We start from the raw sequence: 24,440 nt of genomic DNA on the forward strand, positions 1-24,440 counted from the left end.
ATTATGAGTGGATTACATATATTAGCGTTTGGTGCTCATGCCGATGATGTTGAAATCGGCATGGCTGGTACCATCGCTAAATATACAAAGCAAGGGTATGAAGTAGGTATTTGTGATTTAACAGAAGCTGATCTTTCTTCAAATGGAACGATAGAGTTGAGAAAAGAAGAAGCGAAGGTCGCAGCTCGTATAATGGGAGTAAAAACGAGGCTGAATTTAGCGATGCCAGACCGTGGTTTGTATATGAAAGAAGAGTATATACGTGAAATTGTCAAGGTGATCCGTACATATAAACCAAAACTAGTTTTTGCGCCGTACTATGAAGATCGCCATCCAGATCATGCAAATTGTGCAAAGCTTGTGGAAGAGGCTATTTTTTCAGCAGGAATCCGTAAATATATGCCGGAACTTTCACCACATCGTGTGGAGTCTTTTTATAATTATATGATTAATGGTTTTCATAAACCGAATTTTTGTATAGATATAAGTGAGTACCTCTCTATAAAGGTAGAAGCATTAGAAGCGTATGAAAGTCAGTTTTCAACAGGGAGCGATGGTGTTAAGACACCGTTAACAGAAGGTTACGTTGAAACTGTGATCGCTCGTGAGAAGATGTTTGGAAAAGAAGTTGGAGTCTTGTATGCCGAGGGATTTATGAGTAAGAAACCGGTTTTATTACATGCTGATTTATTAGGGGGATGTAAATGAAATTAAAAATAGGTATTACATGTTATCCTTCTGTAGGTGGTTCTGGAGTTGTTGGAACAGAATTAGGAAAGCAATTGGCGGAACGTGGGCATGAAATTCACTTTATTACATCGGGTTTACCATTCCGATTAAATAAAGTATATCCAAACATTTATTTTCATGAAGTGACGGTAAATCAATACTCTGTATTTCAATATCCACCATACGATTTAGCGTTAGCAAGTAAAATGGCCGAGGTTGCACAAAGAGAAAACCTAGACATTTTACATGTGCATTACGCAATACCACATGCAATTTGTGCATATTTAGCAAAACAAATGATCGGAGAGCGTATTAAAATTGTCACAACCTTGCATGGAACAGATATTACTGTGTTAGGTTCCGACCCTTCGTTAAATAATTTAATTCGTTTTGGTATTGAGCAATCGGATGTTGTTACTGCTGTCTCGCATTCATTAATTAACGAAACACATGAGCTTGTAAAACCAAGTAAAGAAATTCAAACGGTATATAACTTTATAGACGAACGTGTATATTTCAAGCGTAATATGTCTCAATTAAAGAAAGAATATGGTATAAGTGAGAGTGAAAAAGTACTTATTCATATTTCGAATTTCCGTAAAGTGAAACGTGTGCAGGATGTTGTTCAGGCATTTGCTAAAATTGTTAAAGAAGTAGATGCGAAGTTGCTTCTTGTTGGAGACGGACCAGAATTCTGTACGATTTTACAGATAGTGAAGAATTTACATATTGAAGATCGCGTTTTATTCCTAGGGAAGCAAGATAATGTTGCAGAACTACTTGCGATGAGTGATTTAATGTTGCTTCTATCAGAGAAGGAAAGTTTTGGTCTTGTTTTATTAGAAGCAATGGCGTGTGGTGTACCTTGTATCGGAACGCGGGTTGGAGGTATTCCAGAGGTTATTCAACACGGGGAAACAGGATATTTATGTGAAGTTGGCGATACAACAGGAGTGGCAAATCAAGCTATTCAGCTATTAAAGGACGAGGAACTTCACCGTAATATGGGAGAACGAGCAAGAGAAAGTGTTTATGAGCAATTTCGCTCAGAAAAAATTGTTTCACAATATGAAACGATTTACTATGACGTACTAAGGGATGACAAAAATGGAAAGATTTAAAAAAGCTAGTGCTATTATTGAGACATTAAAGCAACAAGGACATGAGGCTTACTTTGTTGGTGGGAGCGTACGAGATCTTATTATCGATAGGCCGATTGGAGATATTGATATTGCGACATCTGCTCTACCAGAAGAAGTGATGGCTATATTCCCAAGAAATGTTCCTGTTGGTCTTGAGCATGGAACTGTAATTGTTGTAGAAAATGGTGAGCCTTATGAGGTAACTACTTTTCGAACAGAAAGCGAATATGAAGATTTTCGAAGACCTAGTAGTGTTCAATTTGTTCGTTCATTAGAAGAGGATTTAAAACGTCGTGATTTCACGATGAATGCAATTGCTATGACAGGAGAAGGCAAAATGGTTGATTTATTTGCTGGACAGGAAGCCATTCAACAGAGAGAAATTGTGACAGTTGGAAATGCTGCGGATCGTTTTCAAGAAGATGCCCTGCGAATGATGCGTGGTATTCGGTTTGTAAGCACGTTAGGTTTTTCATTAGAAATGAAAACGAAGCAAGCGATTGAAACGTATGGGCATTTGCTAGAACATATAGCAATTGAGCGTATTACAGTAGAGTTTGAGAAACTGTTAACTGGTACATATTGTGTGAAAGGTCTCAAAGAATTAGTAGAGACGAAGCTATTTTCTCATTTGCCATATTTACAAATGTCAGAAGAGAGACTGTTAAAAGCTACGCAGTATAAATGGGATTCTTTCGAAACGGATATTGAGGCGTGGGCATTTTTCTTATATTGTATCGGAGAAGAACATCCATCTGTCTTTTTACGTCAATGGAAGTTTTCGAATAAAAAAATAAAAGATATTGTTGCAGTTTTATTGGCAATTCGTACTAGAAAGGAGAAGGATTGGGATACAGTCCTTCTTTATAAAACGGGAATTCATATCGCTGAAATGGCAGAGAGAGTATATGAAGCGATGATTGAAAGCTATGATCCTACATCTATTGAACGAGTACAATCAATGTTTCATGCATTGCCAATCCAGGAGCGTCAAGAAATGAATGTGACTGGTAATGATTTATTAAACTGGGCAAACAAAAAGCCTGGTCCGTGGGTTGCTGAAATGCTTCAGAAAATCGAAGAAGCAATCGTACAAGGAAACGTAGTTAATGAGAAAGAGCGTATAAGGGAGTGGCTGCAAGGATGCAATCTACTATAAGAAAGCAGTTATTGCAAGTTTTTTCTGAAGCGGATGGCGAGTTTGTATCCGGCCAAACAATTAGTGATAAACTTGGTTGTTCAAGAACTGCTGTGTGGAAACATATGGAGGATCTGCGGAGTGAGGGATATGAACTTGAAGCTGTGCGCCGATTAGGTTACCGAATTGCAAGTAAGCCAGACAAAGTGACTGCTAATGAAATTCAGTTAGGGCTACAAACGAAGCGGATTGGTAGAACAGTGTATTTTGAAGAAACTGTTGAATCAACGCAGCACATTGCAGCAAAACTTGCTTATGAAGGTGCAGAAGAAGGAACTGTCGTTGTAGCAGAAGAACAAACAGCGGGAAGAGGTCGTTTAAGCAGAAAATGGCATTCACCAAAAGGAACAGGGATTTGGATGAGTATTATTTTACGCCCATCAATCCCAGTTCATCATGCACCGCAACTTACTTTGTTAGCGGCTGTTAGTGTTGCACAGGCAATTGAAAAATGTACAGGTGTAAACGTAGGAATAAAATGGCCAAATGATATTTTAATTCAAGGTAAAAAGGCTGTAGGTATATTAACAGAAATGCAAGCGGATCCTGATAAAATTAATGCTGTCATTATGGGCATCGGTATTAATGCGAATCAAAAGCAAGAACATTTTGATGAAGAAATTCAGCACATCGCTACTTCATTAGCGATTGAATCAGGTAAGCCGATTGTTCGTGCAGAACTTATGCAACAAATCTATTTGCAACTAGAAAAATTATATGAAGAATATTTAAAAAATGGTTTCTCTGTCATTAAAATTCTTTGGGAAAGTTACGCTGTGAGCATCGGGAAAGAAATTACCGCTCGAACAATGAGAGAGACGATTACGGGTGTAGCAAAAGGAATTACAGAGGATGGTGTATTGCTTCTAGAAGACCATGAAGGAAAAGTACATCATATTCATTCTGCAGATATCGAAATTAAGTAAAAGAAGTTCCTCTTTTGGAACTTCTTTTTATTTCAATAGTTTTGAGTTGAATTTGTAACATGATAATAAATTCTTTTCGTATTTAAAGTTCATTTCAAAATAGCTTCCGTCGAGTTGGCCTGGCATGTTATTTGACGATTACTTTGCCTGCCATTCCTTTAAGAAGATGGTATCGACATATTAATTCATATGTACCAGTATTTTTAGGTTTCACGGTAATATTCTTTTCTTTTCCTGACTGGACTACGACGTCAATACCGAGTTTTTTCACTGTAAAGGTGTGCTCGTTTTTACCTTTATTTTTCAATAGTAATGTTGTTGATCCTTCAAGCGGAATCGTGATGACATTTGGATTAAAGTAATCATCATTTAGTTCAACCTCAATCACTTTCGTTAAATCGGTGGGTTGTGTTACGACATGAACTGAGGCAAATACATGGGAGGATCCTAAAGACATCCACCATACAAACATTACAAGCAAACTGCTGAATCGAAATAACCACCTGTTCATAGACATCTGCAATTCTCCTTTGTTAAGTACTTTCCTCAATTAACCTGCATCATTAGTTTAAGAGTTATACTATATAGTTAAATTGATTACAGAAAAAATTAACTTGGACTTTTTTAACATGCGTTGAAAAAACATGTATCTTTTCAGGATTGAATTATCCATAAAAACTGTATAGCATATATACTCTCGTGTTAAATTTCATATACCGTAATAAGAATAAAAAATTATTTTTTCAAAAAAATGTAGTAATTCCTTTTTGTAGTTTGCTATAATTAGTTCGAATGTGGGCAGTATCAGAGCGAACTGCACCATGATTCGAAGTCATACGAAAAATAATAACTTGGATTCTGCCTTGATCCAATAACGGACTGGGACAGAGGGATGAATAATGCCGACTAACACACAACCCTTCTGCCCTTTTATGGCCAGAGGGGTTTTTTTATATGATTTCGGCCATCTCCTCTCTCCTGCATAAAGGAGGAGTAGTTTTTGAAAACAAAAACAGATTTTTTGAAGATGAAAGAGCAAGGTGAGCCGATTACAATGCTAACGGCGTATGATTATCCATCTGCTAAATTAGCAGAAGAAGCTGAAGTTGATATGATTCTAGTTGGAGATTCTCTTGGAATGGTTGTACTCGGATACGATTCAACAGTACCTGTAACAGTAGAGGATATGATTCATCATACGAAAGCTGTACGCCGCGGAGCGAAAGAGACGTTTATTGTAACTGATATGCCATTTATGTCGTATCACGTATCATTACAAGAAACGATGGTGAATGCACGCCGCATCGTTCAAGAGAGCGGGGCACACGCACTGAAGGTAGAAGGTGCTGGAGAAGTTATATCGACGATTCAATATTTGACGAACGCAGGAATTCCTGTTGTAGCGCATTTAGGTCTAACCCCTCAATCTGTAGGAGTGTTGGGTGGATATAAAGTGCAAGGAAAAGATGCGGAGAGTGCAAAAAAATTAATAGAAGATGCAAAGAAATGTGAAGAAGCTGGTGCAATAGCGCTTGTGTTAGAATGTGTACCAATGCAGTTAGCAGAACTTATTTCAGAGCAACTAACAATACCGACAATTGGGATTGGTGCAGGACAAAAAGTAGATGGGCAAGTGCTTGTTTATCATGATCTTATCTCATACGGCGTAAATCGTGTTCCGAAATTTGTGAAGCAATATACGTCTGTTCAAGAGGAAATTGTGCGTGGGATTTCACAATATGTTACTGAAGTAAAGACAAGACAATTTCCTGAAGAAAAACATTCGTTCACAATGAAAGAGGAAGAATGTTTAGCGTTATACGGAGGAAAACAATAATGAAAATCGTAACTACAGTGCAAGAGATGCAGCAAATTACGAGCGAACTTCGTGCAAGTGGAAAGAGTATTGGTTTTGTTCCAACAATGGGTTATTTACATGAAGGCCATGCTACTTTATTACGTAAGGCAAGAGAAGAAAATGAAATTGTAGTTTTAAGTGTATTTGTAAACCCACTACAATTTGGCCCAAATGAAGATTTAGATCGATATCCTCGTGATATTGATAGAGATGAAAATGTAGCAAAAGAAAACGGTGTAGATTATTTATTTTATCCGAGTGTAGAAGAAATGTATCCAGCAGAACAAACAACAACGGTAGAAGTTGTGAAGCGCACGGACGTATTATGCGGTCAACAAAGACCTGGTCATTTTGCTGGTGTTGCAACTGTACTAATGAAACTATTTAATATTACGCTGCCAAAGCGTGCTTATTTCGGTATGAAAGATGCTCAACAAGTTGCAGTAATTGAAGGATTTGTAACTGATTTCAATATTCCAGTTACAATCGTACCAGTTGATATTGTAAGGGAAGAAGATGGTTTAGCGAAAAGTTCTCGTAACGTGTACCTATCACAAGATGAACGTGAAGAAGCTCTTCATTTATACCGCAGCCTATGTATGGCGAAAGAAAGAATTGAGGCAGGTGAACGTAATCCGGAAATCATTACAAATCTTGTGAAAGAGTATATTGAGACGCATACGAAAGGCACTGTAGATTATGCAGATTTATATGCATATCCGTCATTAACAATGGTAGAGAAAGTCGAAGGAAGAATCATTTTAGCTATTGCAGTTAAGTTTGAAAATGTAAGATTAATTGACAATATAACATTAACGGTTAAATAAGGGGGAGCATCTATGTTTCGCACAATGATGAGAGCAAAGTTACATCGTGCAACTGTAACGGAGGCAAATTTAAATTATGTAGGTAGTATTACAATTGATGAAGACTTAATGGATGCAGTAAATATTGTAGAAAACGAAAAAGTCCAAATTGTAAATAATAATAATGGTGCTCGCTTAGAGACATACGTTATTAAAGGGGAACGCGGTAGTGGTGTTGTTTGTTTAAACGGTGCTGCGGCAAGGCTTGTACAACCAGGGGACAAAGTAATTATTATTTGTTATGGGCTAGTTACGGAAGAAGAGATTCATAAACAAGAACCAAAAATTGCAGTATTAGACGATAATAATCAAATTATTGAAATGTTAGGTGCTGAAAAAGCGAGTACGATATTATAAGTAGAAAGGCTATCTCTATTGCGGAGATAGCTTTTTTGTGCATCTTTTCATTAAGATGAGATAAAACGTGGTATAGTAACATTATATAAATTATTGTTGTTTGAAAGGTAAGAAATTGAGGTGTTACATATATGAGTAAGCGTTATGTCGTTGTTGATTTAGAGACGACAGGGAACTCCTGGAAAGATGGGAAGGATAAAATTACCCAAATTGCAGCTGTTGTAGTAGAAGATGGAGAGATATTGGAGATTTTTTCGTCTTTTGTTAACCCAAAGAGAGAGATCCCACCATTTATTACAGAATTAACAGGGATTGATGAAAGTCTTGTAAAACAAGCCCCGTTATTTCAAGATGTAGCCCCGATGATTGTTGAGCTATTACAAGGTGCGGCTTTCGTTGCGCATAATGTTCACTTTGATTGGAATTTTTTAAATGAAGAATTAAGGCAAGCTGGATATACAGAAATACATTGTCCGAAAATCGACACGGTTGAATTGGCTCAAATTCTTTTGCCGACAGCCGATAGTTATAAATTACGTGATTTAGCTAAGAAGCATGAACTAGAGCACAATCAACCACATCGTGCGGATAGTGATGCTCTTGCAACAGCGGAATTATTTTTACAATTTTTAAATGAAATTGAAAAGTTACCACTTGTCACGTTGCAATCGCTTTATGAATTAAGTGATGTGTTCCAAAGCGATATAGCTGATGTGCTTTCTGAAAATATTTTAAAGAAAGTAATGCACGGTAAAGAAGATATAACGGAGTATGAAATACATCGAAATATTGCGCTGAAAAAGCGGAACTATTCCTTAAACCTTGGAGAAACGTGTTCATCAAAGTTTGATGCTTTCTTGAATAAAACGATGGATAAATTGGAATCACATATGCCAAAGTTTGAAAGAAGAGAAAGTCAACAACTGATGATGAAAGAGATATATACGGCTTTAAGAGATTCTCGTTTTTCACTAATTGAAGCCGGTACAGGAACAGGAAAGACTCTCGCTTATTTGCTTCCTAGTCTTTATTTTGCAAAGAGAAAAGAAGAACCTGTCATTATAAGTACACAAACGGTACAACTCCAACAACAAATATTAGAAAAAGAAATTCCGTTATTACAAAAAATAATGCCATTTTCATTTGAGGCAGCTCTTCTAAAAGGAAGAAAGCATTATTTATGCTTACATAAATTTGAGTATGCTTTGCAAGAGGAAGAAAAAAATTATGATATGGCACTTACGAAGGCGAAGATTTTAGTTTGGCTATTGCAAACTGAAACAGGTGATCGAGACGAATTAAATATTCCTGAGGGCGGAAAGTTACTTTGGAATCGTATTTGTAGCGATGCGTATAGTCCAGGCGGTATGCAAAGTAATTGGTTTAGTCGTTGTTTTTACCAGCGAGCGAAGAATAAAGCTTTATTTGCAGATATCGTTATTACAAATCATGCGTTATTATTTCAAGATTTTTCAAGTGAAGAACCGTTGTTTGCTTCATGCGAACATATTATTTTTGATGAAGCTCACCATATTGAAGAAGCTGCGAGTAGAACATTGGGTGAACAGTTCTCTTGTATGTATTTTCAATTGGTTATATCTCGTCTTGGGACGCTAGAAACAGAAGATGTACTCTCCAAAGTATATAAAATGATGAAAAAATCAGAGCAAGCATCTCGTTCAACTTTCCGTATGATAAGTTATAGTTTGAAGGAACTTAAGTTTGATGCGGATGAACTCTTCCAAATGTTACGTACTTTTATATTTAAACAAACAAAGCAAGAGCAAGGAACGAATAATATGCCGCTCATCTATAGGTATAACGCAGAACTAGAAAAAGGTAAGTTGTGGGATAGTATCGTCGAATTAACAAATCGTTTTATATATGAATTAAGAAGGGTAGTAACTGCTCTTGAGAAGCAAGTGGATATATTGCAAAGTAAGTTAGAATGGGAGATGCATGTTGTAACAGGTGAATTTATGCATTTAATTGAGTTGCTGAGAAAGATGGCAGAATCATTACAGTTACTCGTATTAGAAAAGAATTCGTATGTAACTTGGATGGAGACTGAAACGAAAGGGACGATTCATTCAACAGTTCTATACGCACAGCCTGTCCATATTGGTGAAAGATTTGCTGATGAATTTTTAACAGAAAAAAAGAGTGTTATTTTTACATCCGCAACACTAACAGTTAACGATACGTTTGATTATATAAAAGAGGAACTTGGTTTACATGATTTCGCTCCAAATACTTTAAAGGTTCCGTCACCATTTCGTTATGATGAACAGATGAAATTAATGGTTTCAACGGATGTACCTTTTATTAAGCAAGTAAGTAATGAGCGATATATTGAATCTGTATCGGAACATATTGCAAAGATAGCAAAAGCCACAAAAGGCAGAATGCTCGTTTTATTCACTTCGTATGAAATGTTAAAAGAAGCGTATGCGAATTTAAAAAATAATGATGAATTAGAGGGTTATTTATTACTCACCCAAAGTGTGAATAATAGAAGTCGAAGCCGCTTAATTCGAAAGTTTCAAGAGTTCGACAAATCAATTTTATTAGGGACGAGCAGTTTCTGGGAAGGAATAGATATTCCTGGAGATGCCTTAAGTTGTCTTGTTATAGTCCGTCTACCATTTACACCTCCTCATCAGCCGATGATGGAAGCGAAAGGTGAGTGGCTAAAAAATCAAGGTGAAGATGTATTCGCTAAATTAGCGCTCCCACAAGCAATATTACGTTTCAAACAAGGATTCGGCCGCTTAATTCGAACGAATACAGATACAGGAACGGTAGTAGTGTTAGATCGTCGTTTGACGAGTTCTTCCTATGGAAAACGATTTCTACAATCGATTCCTAACGTACCTCTTTATGAAGGACCATTAGAAGAATTGTTAGTACAATTAGAAGAACCATCAAATGAATAAAAATGGAAGAAAAATACGCCTGAAGTACTTATAAACTTCAGGCGTAAAAAATGTGGGTAGGAGGAATTTTATTTTTCTTACTTCTTGTATACAAAATGTGTTGGTTTTCGACTTGAAACCTTTTTTTGCTGTACATGTCCTGCTATAATAGATGGGTGATGAAGCAGGGGTTGTAAAGAATGTACTCTTATTGTAACCGCATTGCGTTCTTCTATAATTAGAAATTTTTGTGTAACGGAGGAGTTTTTTCATGGATAAGAAAATCGAAGTACTATCAACGACGCGTATTAAATATTCGTCGGATTTGTATAAAATTGTTGATAGTTTAAATCGTACGTTAAAAGAGCAGGACCTCATGTTCGGACTAGCATTAGACGAAAAAGATAAAGAAACAGCTGTATTTACGATTTACAGAACGTAGTGATACAATGAAAAAGTGGATCTTTGCAATCATTATTGTTATCGTTGCTAGCGGAATATATGGGGCGTATGTTTATAATAAAGCGATGGGAAAGAAAATTCCAAAAGAGTCGAAATTTGTAGAAATTGCTAAAGAAAAAGCAAAGCTTACAAAGGTGAAATCTGTTGATTATTACAACGGAAAATCTGCATATATAGTCGTGCAAGGTACAGATGAAAAGGGAGAACAACTTATCGTTTGGGTGCCTGAGAAAAAAGGGGATACTGTAGTAAGGAAAAAGAGCGAAGGTATTTCTGAAAAAGAGGCTATACAAAGAACAATAGAGCAAGTCGGCAATGAAAGTAAGGAATCAAAAAGTAAGCCGAAAGAGATTATGAAAGTGAAATTAGGCTTTGAAAATGATGTACCACTATGGGAAGTTACATATATTGATGATGACAATCGTTATAGTTATTACTATCTTGAATTTAAAGATGGAAAATTTTTAAGACGATATAGCATTGAAAAATAGATGTAGGGGGAACTACAAATGAAATTAGCAAAGCGAGTAGCTGCTTTAACACCGTCTTCAACTTTAGAAATTACAGCAAAGGCACAAGCATTAAAAGCAGAGGGTCATGATGTAATTGGATTAGGGGCAGGGGAACCTGACTTTAATACACCAGAGCATATTATGGATGCTGCACATAAAGCGATGTTAGAAGGGCATACGAAGTATACACCAACAGGTGGATTACAATCGTTAAAACAAGAAATTGTGAAGAAATTTACTCGCGATCAAGGTATTGCGTATGATCCATCTGAAATTATTGTATGTAATGGTGCAAAGCATGCATTATATACATTATTCCAAGTATTACTTGATGAGGGAGATGAAGTTATCATCCCAACTCCTTACTGGGTAAGCTATCCAGAGCAAGTAAAGCTTGCTGGCGGTAAGCCGGTTTATGTAGAAGGTTTAGAAGACAATGAGTACAAAATTACAGCAAAGCAGCTGCGTGAGGCAATTACAGAGAAAACGAAAGCAGTTATTATTAATTCACCGAGCAATCCAACAGGAATGATTTATAGCAAAGAAGAATTACAACAGCTTGGAGAAGTATGTTTAGAACATGATATTTTAATCGTTTCTGATGAAATTTATGAAAAATTAATTTATGGTGGCGTAGAATATACTTCAATTGCCCAGCTTTCTAATGCATTAAAAGAACAAACACTTATTATTAATGGTGTATCTAAATCTCATTCTATGACAGGATGGCGTATTGGATATGCTGCAGGAAATAAGCAGCTTATTAAAGCGATGACGAACTTAGCGAGTCATAGTACGTCAAACCCTACTTCAATCGCTCAATACGGCGCAATTGCGGCATACGCAGGCTCACAAGAACCTGTGGAAACAATGCGTCAAGCCTTTGAAGAGAGATTAAACATCATTTATGATAAATTAATTCAAATCCCTGGCTTTACTTGTATTAAACCGCAAGGTGCATTTTACTTATTCCCTAACGTAAAAGAAGCTGTAGCTTTATCAGGATATGCAACAGTTGATGATTGGGCAAAAGCTCTATTAGAAGAGGAAAAAGTGGCTCTTGTACCAGGTACAGGATTTGGTGCTCCAAATAATGTTCGTTTATCATATGCGACATCTCTTGAACAAGTAGAGAAAGCATTAGAGCGCATCCATACATTTATGAAAAGTAAAGTGCAAGCTTAATTTTATATTTCATTCATGTAATATAAAAAACCTCCCTATTAATGGGGAGGTTTTTTTGACGGATTGTGGCAAAAAGAAATAGCTAAAGGTGTGTTATACTAGAGAGCGAGGTGTTTGGTGATGAAAAAGAAAATGATGTTACAGTGGTTTGAGCAGGGAAGCATTGCAATTCCAAAATTGCTTATGATGCATTATAAAAAATTAGGTTTAAATGAGACGGAATTTATGGTTGTACTTCATGTACACACATTTTTAGAATCAGGTAATTCGTTTCCGACTCCTTCAGAGATTTCTGAACGGATGACGATAACGGAAATGAAATGTATGGAAGTAATTCAGACGTTGATTCAAAAAGGTTTTTTATCACTAGAAGGTGGACAAAGATCAGAAGCGATGATGTGCGAAAGTTATTCTTTACAACCGTTATGGGAAAAAATATTACATTTCTTAATGGATGAATCAATAGAGGAAGAGCAAAAAGAAAAAAAACAGCTACAAGTAAATTTATATACAGTATTTGAAAAAGAATTTGGAAGACCACTTTCGCCGTTCGAATGTGAAACGTTAGGGATGTGGGAGGACCAAGATCAACATCATCCAAATTTAATTCAAGCGGCTCTTAGAGAAGCTGTAATGAGTGGAAAACTAAATTTCCGATATATTGATCGTATTTTATTTGAGTGGAAAAAGAATGGAATTAAAACGGTAGATCAGGCTCAAAATCAAGGTCAAAAATTTAGAGCGAATCAACAAAGGGCACAACAAATGACAAAACAAGAGACGAAATTTACTGGAAAAGTGCCTTTTTATAATTGGTTGGAGCAGTAATATAGGAGGAAGTATATGTTAAATAAAACACAAATTCGCTATTGTTTAGACACAATGGCGGATATGTATCCAGAAGCACATTGTGAATTAATTCATGAGAATCCTTTTGAATTAGTAATCGCGGTAGCACTATCTGCACAATGTACAGATGCACTTGTAAATAAAGTGACGAAAAATTTATTTCAAAAATATAAAACACCAGAAGATTATTTAAGTGTATCTTTAGAAGAGTTACAACAAGATATACGTTCTATTGGGTTGTATAGAAATAAAGCAAAAAACATTCAAAAATTATGTCAGATGTTGCTGGATGATTACAATGGAAAAGTTCCAGAAGACCGTGACGAGTTGACGAAATTACCAGGAGTAGGGAGAAAAACAGCAAATGTTGTAGTTTCCGTAGCGTTTGGAATTCCGGCAATTGCTGTTGATACACATGTGGAGCGAGTGAGTAAACGATTAGCTATGTGTAGATGGAAAGACTCTGTGTTAGAAGTAGAAAAAACATTAATGAAGAAAGTACCGATGGATGAGTGGGGAGTTACACATCATCGTATGATTTTCTTTGGACGTTATCACTGTAAAGCACAACGACCGCAATGTGAGGAGTGCAGACTGTTAGAAGTATGTCGTGAAGGAAAGAAGCGAATGAAGGTGAAATAAAGGATGGAGCGAGTTATAGAAATACCGAAAGAATTTCACTGTTTACCATTTTTTGAAGAAAGTATAAATTTAATTAAGTATCATACAGACAATTCTTTTGAAGAGATAATACAAAATACTTACTTTATATTTGATATTGAAAGACAGTATGAGCCATGGAAGGAAATTGAAAACAGCATTCCAGTGATGTTGAATGTATGGAAAAATAAGCATGAAGACATTGCTATACTGTTTCGAAATAGAAATAAGCAAGAGGCTGAGGGACCAATGATTCTTTTTGCAGCTCACTTGTTATCGGTTGTCTATTGGCTAAATGAACAACCTGTTCATAGTTTGAATGAAATGCAAATAAATACGAATAAATTAAAAGTGCAACCTGTTAATTTTATGGAAAGATATTCATTCATTATAAAGAAACCGAGTAATTATCATTCTTATATTCAATTAGCGCAGTTGTATATCGAAATAGAAAAGCTGTATGTAAAGAGAATGATAACAAAAAAGAAGTCCGCTTCTCGTTAAGAGAAACGGACTTCTTTTTTGTATATTAGGACTCTGTTGTAACAACAGTACCGTCTGCGTGAGGTGTATCTCCTCCGGTATTTTGGTGTTGCTGTTCTTGTTGTTTCTTGGCCTCTTCTTCAGCTTTTTTCTTGGCCTCTTCTTCAGCTTTCTTCTTAGCTTCTTCATCAGCTTTTTTCTTAGCTTCTTCTTCAGCTTTTCTTCTAGCTTCTTCATCAGCTTTCTTTTGAGCTTCTTCTTGCTGTTTGCGTTGTTGTTCTTGTTGTTGCTGCTGTTGTTCTTGTTGTTTCTTAGCTTCTTCATCAGCTTTTTTCTTAGCTTCTTCTTGTTTTACTTTATCTTCATTAGCTTTTTTCTGGGCTTCCTCATCAGCTTTTTTCTTAGCTTCTTCATCGGCCTTTTTCTTAGCCTCTTCTTCAGCTTTTTTCGCATCTGGAGTTCCGCCAGGCGCAGTGAAAGATGCACCAACTGCTGGGCTTGTTCCAGTGCCTTTTTTCGCTACTACAGAGAAGCTGTAAGTAACACCTGGTTTAATACCACCAAGAGTAGCTGTCGTACCACTTATTGATAGGCTACCACTTGAACCGTCAGTTGCTTTATAGCTGGCTGCATATGCATCAACTTCTGCTGGTCCAGACCAGTTTAGTGTAACTGTGCTAGCGCCATCAAAAGTGACATTCAGACCACTAGGAGCATCTACTTTAATTTGTTTAATTGCATCTTTTTTCGCACCTTTTACGTATAACTCTCCGTTTATTTCTTGTACAGAAGAAGGACGTTCAAAGCGTGATTTATCTGTAGCGAATTTGCTCATCATTACTTGGAACATTTGCTGTGCAATTCTAGTGGAGCGATCGCTAACATAATTTTTTGGACCATCTTTTTCGTAACCGGTCCAAACAGCCATTGTGTATTGTGGCGTATATCCAGCAAACCAGCTATCTCTGTTTGCATCAGCTGGGATGTCATATTTTTGAAGAACTGATTCATCAAAGTTTTGTGTTCCTGTTTTACCTGCTACGTCAACACCTGAAACGTATGCTGTTGGACCTGTACCACCAGAACCAGGTTTTACTACGTCACGAAGAACGTCAGTAACCATATAAGCTGTATAGTCTTGCATTGCGCGATGTTCTTTCGGTTTAAAGCTTTTCTTTTTCCCGTCCGGGAAGGTTACTTCTTTTACGAAGTGTGGTTTATTATAGTTACCACTATTACCAAAGGTTGCATATGCACCTGCTACTTCTAATGGAGAACTATCGTTACTACCGATTGCTGTTGATTCGTAGACTTTTCCTTCTTTAAAGGTCATGCCTAAACCTTCAGCAAATTCTTTTGACTTATTAAGACCAACTGTTTGTGCTGTCTTTAAAGCTGGAATGTTTAATGACTTTTTCAAAGCTTCACGTAGTGAAACGTCACCTTTGTAACTCTTTGTTGCATTTTGTATTTTCTTACCATTGGAATACGTATATTCTGAGTCGTTTAATTGATGGTATGTAGACCATTGTAAATTTTCAATTGCCGGACCGTAGTCGAAAATTGGTTTCATTGTTGAACCAACTTGGCGTTTTAAATCAGTTGCCATATTATGACCTTTGAAAGTAGACTTACTTTCTTTACGTCCAGCACCAATTGCTCGAACTTCTCCAGACTGTGTATCCATAAATACGAATGACCCTTGGAATTGATCGTCCGGATACTTAATAAGATTGCCATCCATAATTTTGTCGGCGTAATCTTGAGCATCTTGATCAAGTGTTGTATGAATCGTTAAACCATCTGAACCGATATTTACATCAGGATATTCTTTTTCAACTTCTTTTACAACCGCATCTAAAAATGCTTGATACTTCATCTCAGTTACTTCTGAAGACGGTTGAAGGCCCTCAGTTACTGGAATCTTAACGGCGTTATTCATTTCTTCTTTTGTTATATAACCATGTCGATTCATTAATGATAATACGACATTACGACGATTTGTTGCTCGTTCAACATTTTCCTTTTTTGTTGGATCATAAATGTTTGGACCTTGGGGTAAACCAGCGAGCATAGCAGCTTCATGTAATTGCAAGTCTTTCAAATCTTTACCATAATATTTTTGCGCTGCTGTCGCAATACCGTATGAACGGTTACCTAAATTAATCTTATTTAAGTACATTTCTAAAATCTCATGTTTAGAGTATTGTTGCTCTAATTTGTAAGATAAGTACCATTCTTGCACTTTTCTTTTAGCAGTTTTGTCCATTGTTAGAAAGTAGTTTTTAACGACTTGCTGTGTAATCGTACTACCACCTTGGGAACCGAAACCACCAGTGACATTTTCCATAACTGCTTTTGTAGTTCGTTTAAAATCAATTCCATTATGATCATAGAAACGCGAATCCTCAGTTGCAAGAAATGCATTTTCAACTACTTTTGGAATTTGATCATAAGTAACATGTGTTCGTTTTTCAGCACCGTATTCATAGAAGAAATTTCCGTTTTTATCGAGAAACTTTGTTGATAAAGGATTAACAAGTTTGGATTTGTCTAATTTTGGAGCGTCCTTTACCATAACAAAGAAAGCGGAAACGCCGGCTACAAGACCAACGATACCAAGAAGTAGACAACCTATAAGGAATTTCTTGAAAAAGGAGCCTTTTTTCTTTGGTTTTTCTTCTTTATGTGTTTTTTTCTCTTGATTTTTCACATGATTTCGTTCTGTACGAGAACGATAATTATCTGACATTATACTTTCTCCTACCTTTCATTCTCTCCCCCAAAAGTCGAAAAAAGAGCCTTAGTGATGACTCTATCACGAAAAATAAACCATGTCTAGTACACGGATATAGTCAATCCGAGGGTGATAACCGCATGATAATAAGGATCCATGCTCTTCTATTTCTTCTTTCGTAATCGACTTGCGTCCACCAGTATTTTGACGATTCCAAAATGCAATAATATGTTTTGCATCTAGTAAATAAAATTCATCAAAAAGTGTAAATTTAATAATAACAAATGCAATTCCATTATGAGCAACCACTTGCTTCATATGTTCAATTTGATGAAGGTGGAAGTTTTGAAGTGGGAAACTAGTTTTATTTTTGGTTTCCTTTGCTTCAAAATCGATGTATTTCCCTTTGTATACACCGTTGTAATCTGTTGTAGAAGGTTGTTTAAAATACGCTTCTTTTACCACTGCAGCACTTCGAGCGGGGTAATCTACTTTTACAATTTGAAGAGGTGTAGGCTTTTTATGTACACATGCAATATTATGGGTTAAGTAATATTGATTTGTTTCATTCAATTCCTCTTCAAGGGACATACCTCTATTACTATAAGTATGTGTTTTTATAGGTGTTTTTTGAGGTTGTGAAGCTTGATTATACCTTTTTCCATTTGGGTAACGAATGGTCATAGTGTGTCCACCCCCAACTTGCTAAGAATTACTTACAAAGGTGATTATATCAAAAAATGAAAAAAGATGTGACCTTTTTGATGAAAGGTATGATGACTTATTTATGTTTACATGGAATGATTATATGAAAATTAAACAAAATCGAGAAAAAAATTTTTGTACAGAGGAAGAAAAAGCAATCATTCACAATATTAAAAAGAAAACAGAAATAGCTAATGTGGACAATATTTCTCGGACACAATCTTATCAAGAATATTATTTAAGAAATAGTGAAATCAGGTGGGCCTTTTTAGCGAGTATGGTTTCGAGAAATGCGGGCTGGAATATGACTGATTTAGAAGGGAGATATTATGCTACTGTTTTACCTAGAACGGTAAAAAAACATTTATTTCTTCTGTACGAACAGGCTAATTGGATTATTTTTTTAGATGCATTTCCTCAGCTATTATTGTATGAGGAAAGTAAGAAGAGACATGCACCTCTCTTTCATTTGTTGCAATACTTCAATGTATCAATTTTTATGGAAAAAGAATGGTTACTTTTCTGGGAAAGAAGAGATATGAATAGACTTATGACAGCGCTTATTATAAATGAACAAAATAAAATTCAAAAACCAGTCATTGAGAACACATATTTTAAAAAACATGTATTCCATACTGCACTTTTTAAAGTACAAGAAAGACTTCATATTAGTGCAGTTATCTTCCCAACAATTGAAGGGAGAATGTATGGGTTTTCGGTTTATCAATTTGAAACGTTACAAAAGCGTATAGAACTAGGAAAAAAATTAGCATGGTTATTGTTTCATCCAATTTATAATGGTTCGTTTTATAAGTTTGCACTGCAAACTACACATACTGGGTCTAGAGAAGATTATGAAGTTTACGCAAAGGAAACTCGAAAGTCTTATACGCCAACACTTAGAGATATTTATCCTGTTATTTTACATGAAGAAATAAAAATGAGAGATTGGTTTTGTGCAAATATGAAAATGAATGTGCTATTTGTACTTGAAGAACCTAAAGGGGAAGTTAATATAACAGAATGGTATAGAAGAAAGAGAGAACAAATCTATAGGCTATCTATCGTAAACCGTTTTGCTAAAAGGATCGATGAGTTCATGATATAATAAAAAAGAAGTCCCGTCTTCCATTTTGAAGACGGGACTTCTTAATTTGAAAAAATCCTGCTATGCGTGCTACAACTTTAATTTCAAAACGTAATGCTAGTAGGAGATTAAGGATGATTTGAAATTTAAATGTTCGTAATAAAGTCTCGCTTTATGTAGCAGGGAAGTTTGGACCATCTAGCTTTGGATTGCCAGTCTCGGGTTTATTTTGTTGTTTGTTTTGGTTTTTCTTTTTTTCATTTTTGTTCTTTGCCATTGTAATACACCTCCTTTTTGTATTGTTACCATTTCTATAAATGACATACGAAATGATTTCTTTGACGAATAACAACTAGTTTTGTCATGTGGGCAGGAGTGGTGAATCATTCGGCGAAATTACATGACAAAGGAAAAGCAAAGAAGGAGGCGTTTTGTATATGGCGATGGTTCAGAAGGAAGATGTAATGAAAAAAATGGATCAAATGTTAAGTTCTCTCGATTTGCTGGAAATGAATATAGGGATTAGAATGAATCATGCATTAAAGGATGCGAGTGAAAAAATATGTAATAAGATAGAAATAACAGAAATGCATATTGAACATATGGAAAATAAATTAGTGCATCACGAAGAAAAAGGGAATTGGGTGAAGACATTTCAAAACGTCGTAGTGAGTGCATAATAAGGTGGGAAAGAAATGAAGAATGAAGCATTAATACAGTCTTCAGAAAAACTCATGCAGTATAATAATGAAGCGAATGTAAAAAAAAGAGAACTAACTGAATACGACTTTTATAAGGATATGAAACCGTTTGTAGATATGGTAGATGAGGAATTAAAGAAGTGGAAAGAATTAGCTTATACGTGGATTAAAGAAGAAAAGCCAAAGTATATACATGTACAGCAAATTGATCAAGTATACGATAATTTACAAACGAATGTGTTGCAATGCTTTGTAAATAAAGGTAAAGGTAAACGATTCTTTGAAACACACCAAGCCATTTCGTATACTTTGCAAAATATAGTTGAGCAATGTAAATAACAAGAGGGAGAGCCCTCTTGTTATTTTTATGCTTCTGTCATTGTTGTAGGTTTTGTTGCGCCGTTTATTTCTAATTCTTTTATTAATGTTCGATAATCTGATATGCATATTTTTCCTTCGAGATACCAATGTCTCGCAAAGTCTAATAATTCATTTGCATTCTCTGTGCAATACCCCTTTTTTTGAGAAAACGCTTGTTTTAAATCCCCTAATACCATGTTGATTCCTCCCCCATGAGAATCTTCTTCTTAATTATCATAGCATGGAAGGGTTTTCTTTTTTAATTTTTTAAAAATTTAAACTTCCGACAAAAATAGACATATATTCCATCACACATATTATTTTATAGGTACATATTATATATGTAGAAACTTATGTGAAGGAGGAGAGAATGCATGTTTCAACAACCTAACGTATATCAGCAAACGAATCCATATGCACAGCAAAATATGTACCAATATAATACGGATACATATTTACGGTATAATATGTATCCTTTCGAGCCTTATTATGGAAATCAAAATTATTATCAACCGTTTGAAGTGTCCTTTATGAATCAAGCTCAACAACCACAACAGCAGCAACCTTATGTGAATCAAGCTCAACAATCACAAGCTCAGCAATCATCATACATGAATCAACCACAGCAGCAGCCTTATATGAATTCGCAATATTATATGCCACCACCATCGCCGTATGCTAATCAACAAGCGATGTTTTATCCACCAAAACAACCGTACCCGACGCAGGGTAAGCAAAAGCAACAACAGCCAAGCCAGTTTTCTAGTTTTGTTTCTCAATTTAAAACATCAGATGGTAACTATGATGTAAATAAAATGATGAATACAGCTGGACAAATGATGAATGCGATGAATCAAGTGACAGGTATTGTAAAGCAAGTTGGAGGCTTTTTTGGTAAGTGATGTTGAAGGATTGTCTATAAAAACAATGTAAATGAAATAAAGGACTAGACAAATTTCCTTGTAATAAATGGGTATATATAACAAACGGCTTTCTCTCTTTTCTCATACTGTAAAGTGTAATCAGATTTTTTTAACGAGAGAGGAGAGAAAAAACTATGCATCATTGTCATCCTTGCTTTGGAGGGCATAAGCCTACAGGACCTATTTGTACGACTGCTCCTGTCATTCATCCGACGAAACAATGCGTAACACACTCTTTTTCAACAACGGTGGTGCCACACATTTTCCCAACACATACAACACATGTACATCATCAACAAATTAAAAACCAAAACTTCTTCCCACAAACAAATTCAAATGTAAATGTTGTGGACCCAATCGACCCAGGATTCGGTGGCGGATGTGGACCGTGTGGTCATGGACATCATGGACATCATGGACATCACGTATCACCATTTGGTCCAGGACCAAATGTATCTCCGTTTGGACCAAACGTATCACCATTCGGACCGAATATTGGACCAAACGTATCACCATTCGGTCCAAATATCGGACCAAACGTTGGTGGAATGTTTAAAAAGTAAATGATATGTTAGAACTAGCGAAATGCTAGTTCTTTTTTTGTAATTGGAGTGTTGATATGAAAGTTATTGCAGTAACAGGATATAAGCCATTTGAACTTGGAATATTTAAAAATGATCATCCAGGGGTGGAGTGTATAAAGAAAGCGTTACACCGTAAATTAACCAATTTTGTAGAAGATGGTTTAGAGTGGGTTATAATAAGTGGCCAATTAGGTGTAGAATTATGGGCTGCTGAAGTTGTTTTTGAAATTCAAGTAGAATATCCAGATTTAAAATTAGCGGTATTCACTCCGTTTTTAGAACAAGAAGAAAATTGGAAAGAAGATAATCGTGAATATTACGAATTTATCCTTTCTCAAGCAGACCATGTTGATAGTATCACGAAACGGAAGTATGAAAGTCCAGAGCAATTTAAATTAAAAAATCAATTTTTTATTGAAAAAAGTGATGCGCTTTTAGCGGTATACGATGAAGAAAAACCAGGAAGTCCCAAATATATTGTAGAAGCAGCAAAGAAAAAAGGAGAAATAGAAAATTATCACAGTTATTTCATTCTTTTTTCTGATTTACAAGATATAATAGAAGAGGAACAGTGGAATAATGCAGAGTAAATATGTAATATAGTACTCGTATATATGATTGACAAAAAGCATTGTTTCTGAAAAAATTTAGTTAATGAAAGTTTTGGTAAAAATTTGAGGTGAAGAAAATGATTTCGGATAAAATTAAATTAACAGCGAAAGATATTTTAGAAAAAGAATTTAAAACAGGTATGAGAGGTTATCAGCAAGAAGAAGTAGACAAGTTTCTTGATATGATCATTAAAGACTATGAAGCTTTCCACAAAGAGTTTGAGCAATTAAAGCAACAAAATGCTCGTTTAAAGCGTGAATTAGAGGAACAAAAACTAGCAGTAACGCAAGTTCCACAACAACCTGTACAAACACCAGTTGCACAACCAGTTTATAACAACACGAATACGGATATTTTAAAACGCTTATCTAACTTAGAAAAAGCTGTATTTGGAAGTAAGTTATACGAATGATGTAAGGTGGGAAAAGGTTTAAGCATTTTACATAGAAAAAAACGTTGCAAAATCTTTTTGTTTCCACTATACTAATGGATGTCATAACGTTTGGGTAATCGCTGCAACGCCAACGTTGTAGAGGAAAGTCCATGCTCGCACGGCCTGAGATGGCTGTAGTGTTCGTGCCTAGCCAATTCATAAGCTAGGGTATTCTGGCTGTAAGGCTGGTTTAACGGCAGGGAAAAAACCTAAGTCCTTTCGGATATGGTTTGACTACCTTTAAAGTGCCACAGTGACGAAGTCCTTGAAGAAATGATAGGAGTGGAACGAGGTAAACCCCACGAGCGAGAAACCCAAATAATGGTAGGGGAATCTTTTCCAAGGAAATGAACGACGGGAAAGGACAGGTTTTATAACCTGTAGATAGATGATTGCCACCGGAGTACGAGGCGTGGGCCGTTTGTAGTACAAAGGAACAGAACATGGCTTACAGAACGTTATGAACCAACTATGAAATAACTCAGCTCTCCTTTGTTAGAGGAGGGCTTTTTATTTGTATGAAGTTATAAAGTATGAGTTAAAATGGTTAATGAGAAAATTTTTCGTAAAATGTAATGATTAATAGGACCAATTGCTATTAATTATTGTTTGAATATACATAAGAGGTGAATGCAAATGGGAAAAGTTACTTTAATTGCAACAGCGGCAATGGGTATTGAAGCGTTAGTTGCCCGAGAAGTTCGCGATCTTGGTTATGAATGTCAAGTAGAAAACAGCAAAGTAACATTTGAAGCAGATGAAAAGGCGATTTGTCGCACGAATTTATGGTTACGTACTGCGGACCGTGTAAAAATTAAAGTTGGCGAATTTAAAGCAACAACATTTGATGAGCTATTTGAAAAAACGAAAGCATTAAACTGGGGAGATTATATTCCAGAGAATGGCGAATTCCCTGTTATCGGAAAATCTTTAAAATCTGAATTATTCAGTGTTTCGGATTGCCAACGTATCGTTAAAAAAGCTGTCGTTGAAAAATTAAAAACAACATATAAACGTACAACTTGGTTTGAAGAAGATGGTCCGTTATTCCGTATCGAGATTGCAATGCTCAAGGATATTGCGACATTAACAATTGATGCGAGCGGTGTTGGACTTCATAAACGTGGATACCGTATGGATCAAGGGGAAGCTCCGTTAAAAGAAACATTAGCTGCGTCTTTAATTAAATTAACAAACTGGAAGCCGGATCGTCCATTTGTTGATCCATTCTGTGGATCAGGTACAATTCCGATTGAAGCAGCATTAATTGGACAAAACATTGCACCAGGATTTAACCGTGGTTTCGCATCTGACGAGTGGGGCTGGGTAGGTAAACAAAACTGGCGTGAAGCTCGTCAAGAAGCTGAAGATTTAGCGAACTATGATCAACGATTACAAATCATTGGATCCGATATTGATCATCGTATGGTTCGAGTTGCTCAAGATAACGCAGAAGAAGTAGGCTTGGGCGATTTAATTACATTTAAACAAATGCAAGTAAAAGATTTCACAACAAAAGAGGATTATGGCTACGTTGTAACGAATCCTCCATACGGAGAACGTTTAAGTGAAAAAGCACTTGTTGAACAATTGTACAAAGAAATGGGACAAGTATTCCGCCCATTAGATACATGGTCAGCGTATGTATTAACAAGTTACGAAGCATTTGAGAAGTGCTATGGAAAAGATGCATCGAAGAAACGTAAACTGTTTAACGGATTTATCCGTACAGATTACTACCAATACTTCGGAAAACGTCCACCGCGTAATTCATAGTATAAAACTCCTCCAGCGCGCATATACTGGCTATTATGTAATGCGTAAAGGAGGAAGTAATATGGATAATTTCCAATTATCAATGATTCAAAAAGCTATTCACCGTACGTATGATGAGCTCGGAAAAGAAGTGGATAGTCAAGATGCAATTGTAGATGAAATACAAAAAGCACAAGAAGAATATTTGTCAGCTCTTTCACATGAAACAGCGATTGATAAAAGGTATTTAAAGTCATTAATATAGAAGAAAATTTTCCTTTTTCGAAAGGAAAATTTTTTTTCGTGTATTTATATGTATGGCAACAGGGGAAAGTAGCTGCACACATATGAGTAGCGGTTACTATATCTTTTTATAGAAAAACTTTTTGGTTGGAGGCTAA

General features: G+C 35.9%; 28 protein-coding genes and 1 other RNA gene. 24 read left to right on the forward strand and 5 right to left on the reverse strand.

The window, feature by feature from the left end; genetic code table 11:
- Positions 1 to 3: 3 nt before the first annotated feature.
- The 4 genes from bshB1 to MKY21_RS07790 are packed head-to-tail and all read left to right on the forward strand — an operon-like array spanning position 4 to position 3,995.
- On the forward strand, positions 4 to 708 hold the full coding sequence (gene bshB1 / locus MKY21_RS07775; protein ID WP_000015673.1) for a bacillithiol biosynthesis deacetylase BshB1: 705 nt from the start codon (positions 4 to 6) through the stop codon (positions 706 to 708).
- Entirely contained in the window at positions 705 to 1,850 is a 1,146-nt protein-coding gene (bshA, locus tag MKY21_RS07780) for an N-acetyl-alpha-D-glucosaminyl L-malate synthase BshA (protein ID WP_000768305.1), read from the forward strand. Before bshB1 ends, bshA begins: the two co-directional genes overlap by 4 nt.
- Positions 1,837 to 3,030: a CCA tRNA nucleotidyltransferase gene (locus tag MKY21_RS07785; RefSeq protein WP_086392153.1), complete on the forward strand. Its 1,194-nt coding sequence runs from the start codon at positions 1,837 to 1,839 to the stop codon at positions 3,028 to 3,030. Before bshA ends, MKY21_RS07785 begins: the two co-directional genes overlap by 14 nt.
- Entirely contained in the window at positions 3,015 to 3,995 is a 981-nt protein-coding gene (locus MKY21_RS07790) for a biotin--[acetyl-CoA-carboxylase] ligase (RefSeq protein WP_016117490.1), read from the forward strand. The genes MKY21_RS07785 and MKY21_RS07790 overlap by 16 nt, the downstream gene beginning before the upstream one ends.
- Positions 3,996 to 4,122: 127 nt before the next feature.
- Here the strand turns inward: MKY21_RS07790 and MKY21_RS07795 are convergent, their stop codons facing one another.
- Positions 4,123 to 4,512 (reverse strand): cupredoxin domain-containing protein, encoded by a 390-nt coding sequence (locus MKY21_RS07795; RefSeq protein ID WP_086392154.1) that lies wholly within the window; start codon positions 4,510 to 4,512, stop codon positions 4,123 to 4,125.
- A 483-nt stretch (positions 4,513 to 4,995) separates the two neighbouring features.
- Here MKY21_RS07795 and panB point away from each other — a divergent pair, with 483 nt between their 5' ends.
- The 10 genes from panB to MKY21_RS07845 all read left to right on the forward strand — a co-directional run bounded on the left by panB (position 4,996) and on the right by MKY21_RS07845 (position 14,163).
- Positions 4,996 to 5,832 carry a 3-methyl-2-oxobutanoate hydroxymethyltransferase gene (panB, locus tag MKY21_RS07800; protein ID WP_000851108.1) on the forward strand — a complete coding sequence of 279 codons (837 nt, stop codon included), beginning with the start codon at positions 4,996 to 4,998 and terminating at the stop codon, positions 5,830 to 5,832.
- Positions 5,832 to 6,680, forward strand: coding sequence for a pantoate--beta-alanine ligase (gene panC, locus MKY21_RS07805; RefSeq protein WP_000707024.1), 849 nt, complete (start codon positions 5,832 to 5,834; stop codon positions 6,678 to 6,680). Before panB ends, panC begins: the two co-directional genes overlap by 1 nt.
- A gap of 12 nt (positions 6,681 to 6,692) precedes the next feature.
- A complete protein-coding gene (panD, locus tag MKY21_RS07810; protein WP_000490183.1) occupies positions 6,693 to 7,076 on the forward strand; it encodes an aspartate 1-decarboxylase in 384 nt (127 codons plus the stop codon).
- A gap of 131 nt (positions 7,077 to 7,207) precedes the next feature.
- On the forward strand, positions 7,208 to 10,012 hold the full coding sequence (gene dinG, locus MKY21_RS07815; RefSeq protein ID WP_341075848.1) for an ATP-dependent DNA helicase DinG: 2,805 nt from the start codon (positions 7,208 to 7,210) through the stop codon (positions 10,010 to 10,012).
- A gap of 250 nt (positions 10,013 to 10,262) precedes the next feature.
- A complete protein-coding gene (locus MKY21_RS07820; RefSeq protein ID WP_000358352.1) occupies positions 10,263 to 10,433 on the forward strand; it encodes a YpmA family protein in 171 nt (56 codons plus the stop codon).
- Between the two features lie 7 nt (positions 10,434 to 10,440).
- The gene (locus tag MKY21_RS07825) at positions 10,441 to 10,944 is read left to right on the forward strand and encodes a cell wall elongation regulator TseB-like domain-containing protein (protein ID WP_000758739.1); all 504 of its coding nucleotides are present in this window, start codon (positions 10,441 to 10,443) and stop codon (positions 10,942 to 10,944) included.
- An 18-nt stretch (positions 10,945 to 10,962) separates the two neighbouring features.
- Positions 10,963 to 12,150: an aspartate transaminase AspB gene (gene aspB / locus MKY21_RS07830; RefSeq protein ID WP_000761571.1), complete on the forward strand. Its 1,188-nt coding sequence runs from the start codon at positions 10,963 to 10,965 to the stop codon at positions 12,148 to 12,150.
- A gap of 120 nt (positions 12,151 to 12,270) precedes the next feature.
- The gene (gene dnaD / locus MKY21_RS07835) at positions 12,271 to 12,978 is read left to right on the forward strand and encodes a DNA replication protein DnaD (protein WP_000728552.1); all 708 of its coding nucleotides are present in this window, start codon (positions 12,271 to 12,273) and stop codon (positions 12,976 to 12,978) included.
- A 15-nt stretch (positions 12,979 to 12,993) separates the two neighbouring features.
- Positions 12,994 to 13,641 carry an endonuclease III gene (gene nth / locus MKY21_RS07840; protein WP_016117493.1) on the forward strand — a complete coding sequence of 216 codons (648 nt, stop codon included), beginning with the start codon at positions 12,994 to 12,996 and terminating at the stop codon, positions 13,639 to 13,641.
- A 3-nt stretch (positions 13,642 to 13,644) separates the two neighbouring features.
- Entirely contained in the window at positions 13,645 to 14,163 is a 519-nt protein-coding gene (locus MKY21_RS07845; protein WP_016117494.1) for a YpoC family protein, read from the forward strand.
- 25 nt (positions 14,164 to 14,188) lie between these two features.
- On the opposite strand, the gene MKY21_RS07850 is transcribed toward MKY21_RS07845, so the two are convergent.
- Positions 14,189 to 16,894: a PBP1A family penicillin-binding protein gene (locus MKY21_RS07850; RefSeq protein WP_206904357.1), complete on the reverse strand. Its 2,706-nt coding sequence runs from the start codon at positions 16,892 to 16,894 to the stop codon at positions 14,189 to 14,191.
- A 66-nt stretch (positions 16,895 to 16,960) separates the two neighbouring features.
- On the reverse strand, positions 16,961 to 17,563 hold the full coding sequence (gene recU / locus MKY21_RS07855; RefSeq protein ID WP_000155598.1) for a Holliday junction resolvase RecU: 603 nt from the start codon (positions 17,561 to 17,563) through the stop codon (positions 16,961 to 16,963).
- Positions 17,564 to 17,666: 103 nt separating this feature from the next.
- Between recU and MKY21_RS07860 the strand changes: the two genes are divergently transcribed.
- Positions 17,667 to 18,692, forward strand: coding sequence for a DUF2515 domain-containing protein (locus MKY21_RS07860; protein WP_000495653.1), 1,026 nt, complete (start codon positions 17,667 to 17,669; stop codon positions 18,690 to 18,692).
- Between the two features lie 151 nt (positions 18,693 to 18,843).
- Here the strand turns inward: MKY21_RS07860 and MKY21_RS07865 are convergent, their stop codons facing one another.
- On the reverse strand, positions 18,844 to 19,023 hold the full coding sequence (locus MKY21_RS07865) for a hypothetical protein (RefSeq protein WP_001987054.1): 180 nt from the start codon (positions 19,021 to 19,023) through the stop codon (positions 18,844 to 18,846).
- An 85-nt stretch (positions 19,024 to 19,108) separates the two neighbouring features.
- Here MKY21_RS07865 and MKY21_RS07870 point away from each other — a divergent pair, with 85 nt between their 5' ends.
- Both MKY21_RS07870 and MKY21_RS07875 read left to right on the forward strand, forming a co-directional pair.
- Positions 19,109 to 19,351: a hypothetical protein gene (locus MKY21_RS07870; RefSeq protein WP_001252036.1), complete on the forward strand. Its 243-nt coding sequence runs from the start codon at positions 19,109 to 19,111 to the stop codon at positions 19,349 to 19,351.
- A gap of 15 nt (positions 19,352 to 19,366) precedes the next feature.
- On the forward strand, positions 19,367 to 19,711 hold the full coding sequence (locus tag MKY21_RS07875; RefSeq protein ID WP_000786940.1) for a YppE family protein: 345 nt from the start codon (positions 19,367 to 19,369) through the stop codon (positions 19,709 to 19,711).
- 26 nt (positions 19,712 to 19,737) lie between these two features.
- Here MKY21_RS07875 and MKY21_RS07880 read toward each other — a convergent pair whose 3' ends face one another.
- Positions 19,738 to 19,929 (reverse strand): YppF family protein, encoded by a 192-nt coding sequence (locus MKY21_RS07880; protein ID WP_000242652.1) that lies wholly within the window; start codon positions 19,927 to 19,929, stop codon positions 19,738 to 19,740.
- 177 nt (positions 19,930 to 20,106) lie between these two features.
- Between MKY21_RS07880 and MKY21_RS07885 the strand changes: the two genes are divergently transcribed.
- The 7 genes from MKY21_RS07885 (at position 20,107) to MKY21_RS07915 (ending at position 24,304) form a co-directional block, all read left to right on the forward strand.
- A complete protein-coding gene (locus MKY21_RS07885) occupies positions 20,107 to 20,634 on the forward strand; it encodes a YppG family protein (RefSeq protein ID WP_341075853.1) in 528 nt (175 codons plus the stop codon).
- Positions 20,635 to 20,789: 155 nt separating this feature from the next.
- A complete protein-coding gene (locus MKY21_RS07890) occupies positions 20,790 to 21,218 on the forward strand; it encodes a CotD family spore coat protein (protein WP_000546268.1) in 429 nt (142 codons plus the stop codon).
- A 56-nt stretch (positions 21,219 to 21,274) separates the two neighbouring features.
- Entirely contained in the window at positions 21,275 to 21,829 is a 555-nt protein-coding gene (locus MKY21_RS07895; RefSeq protein WP_000862912.1) for a DUF1273 domain-containing protein, read from the forward strand.
- Between the two features lie 98 nt (positions 21,830 to 21,927).
- Complete coding sequence (gpsB, locus tag MKY21_RS07900; RefSeq protein WP_000622431.1) at positions 21,928 to 22,263, forward strand: cell division regulator GpsB; 336 nt, start codon at positions 21,928 to 21,930, stop codon at positions 22,261 to 22,263.
- Positions 22,264 to 22,349: 86 nt separating this feature from the next.
- Positions 22,350 to 22,740: RNase P RNA component class B (gene rnpB / locus MKY21_RS07905), an RNA gene on the forward strand.
- Positions 22,741 to 22,920: 180 nt separating this feature from the next.
- The gene (locus MKY21_RS07910) at positions 22,921 to 24,060 is read left to right on the forward strand and encodes a THUMP domain-containing class I SAM-dependent RNA methyltransferase (protein WP_341075855.1); all 1,140 of its coding nucleotides are present in this window, start codon (positions 22,921 to 22,923) and stop codon (positions 24,058 to 24,060) included.
- A gap of 61 nt (positions 24,061 to 24,121) precedes the next feature.
- On the forward strand, positions 24,122 to 24,304 hold the full coding sequence (locus MKY21_RS07915; protein ID WP_000368569.1) for a DUF3921 family protein: 183 nt from the start codon (positions 24,122 to 24,124) through the stop codon (positions 24,302 to 24,304).
- Positions 24,305 to 24,440: the final 136 nt, after the last annotated feature.

Origin of the sequence: Bacillus sp. FSL R9-9497, from assembly GCF_038005805.1 — a bacterium.
Taxonomy (GTDB): domain Bacteria; phylum Bacillota; class Bacilli; order Bacillales; family Bacillaceae_G; genus Bacillus_A; species Bacillus_A cereus.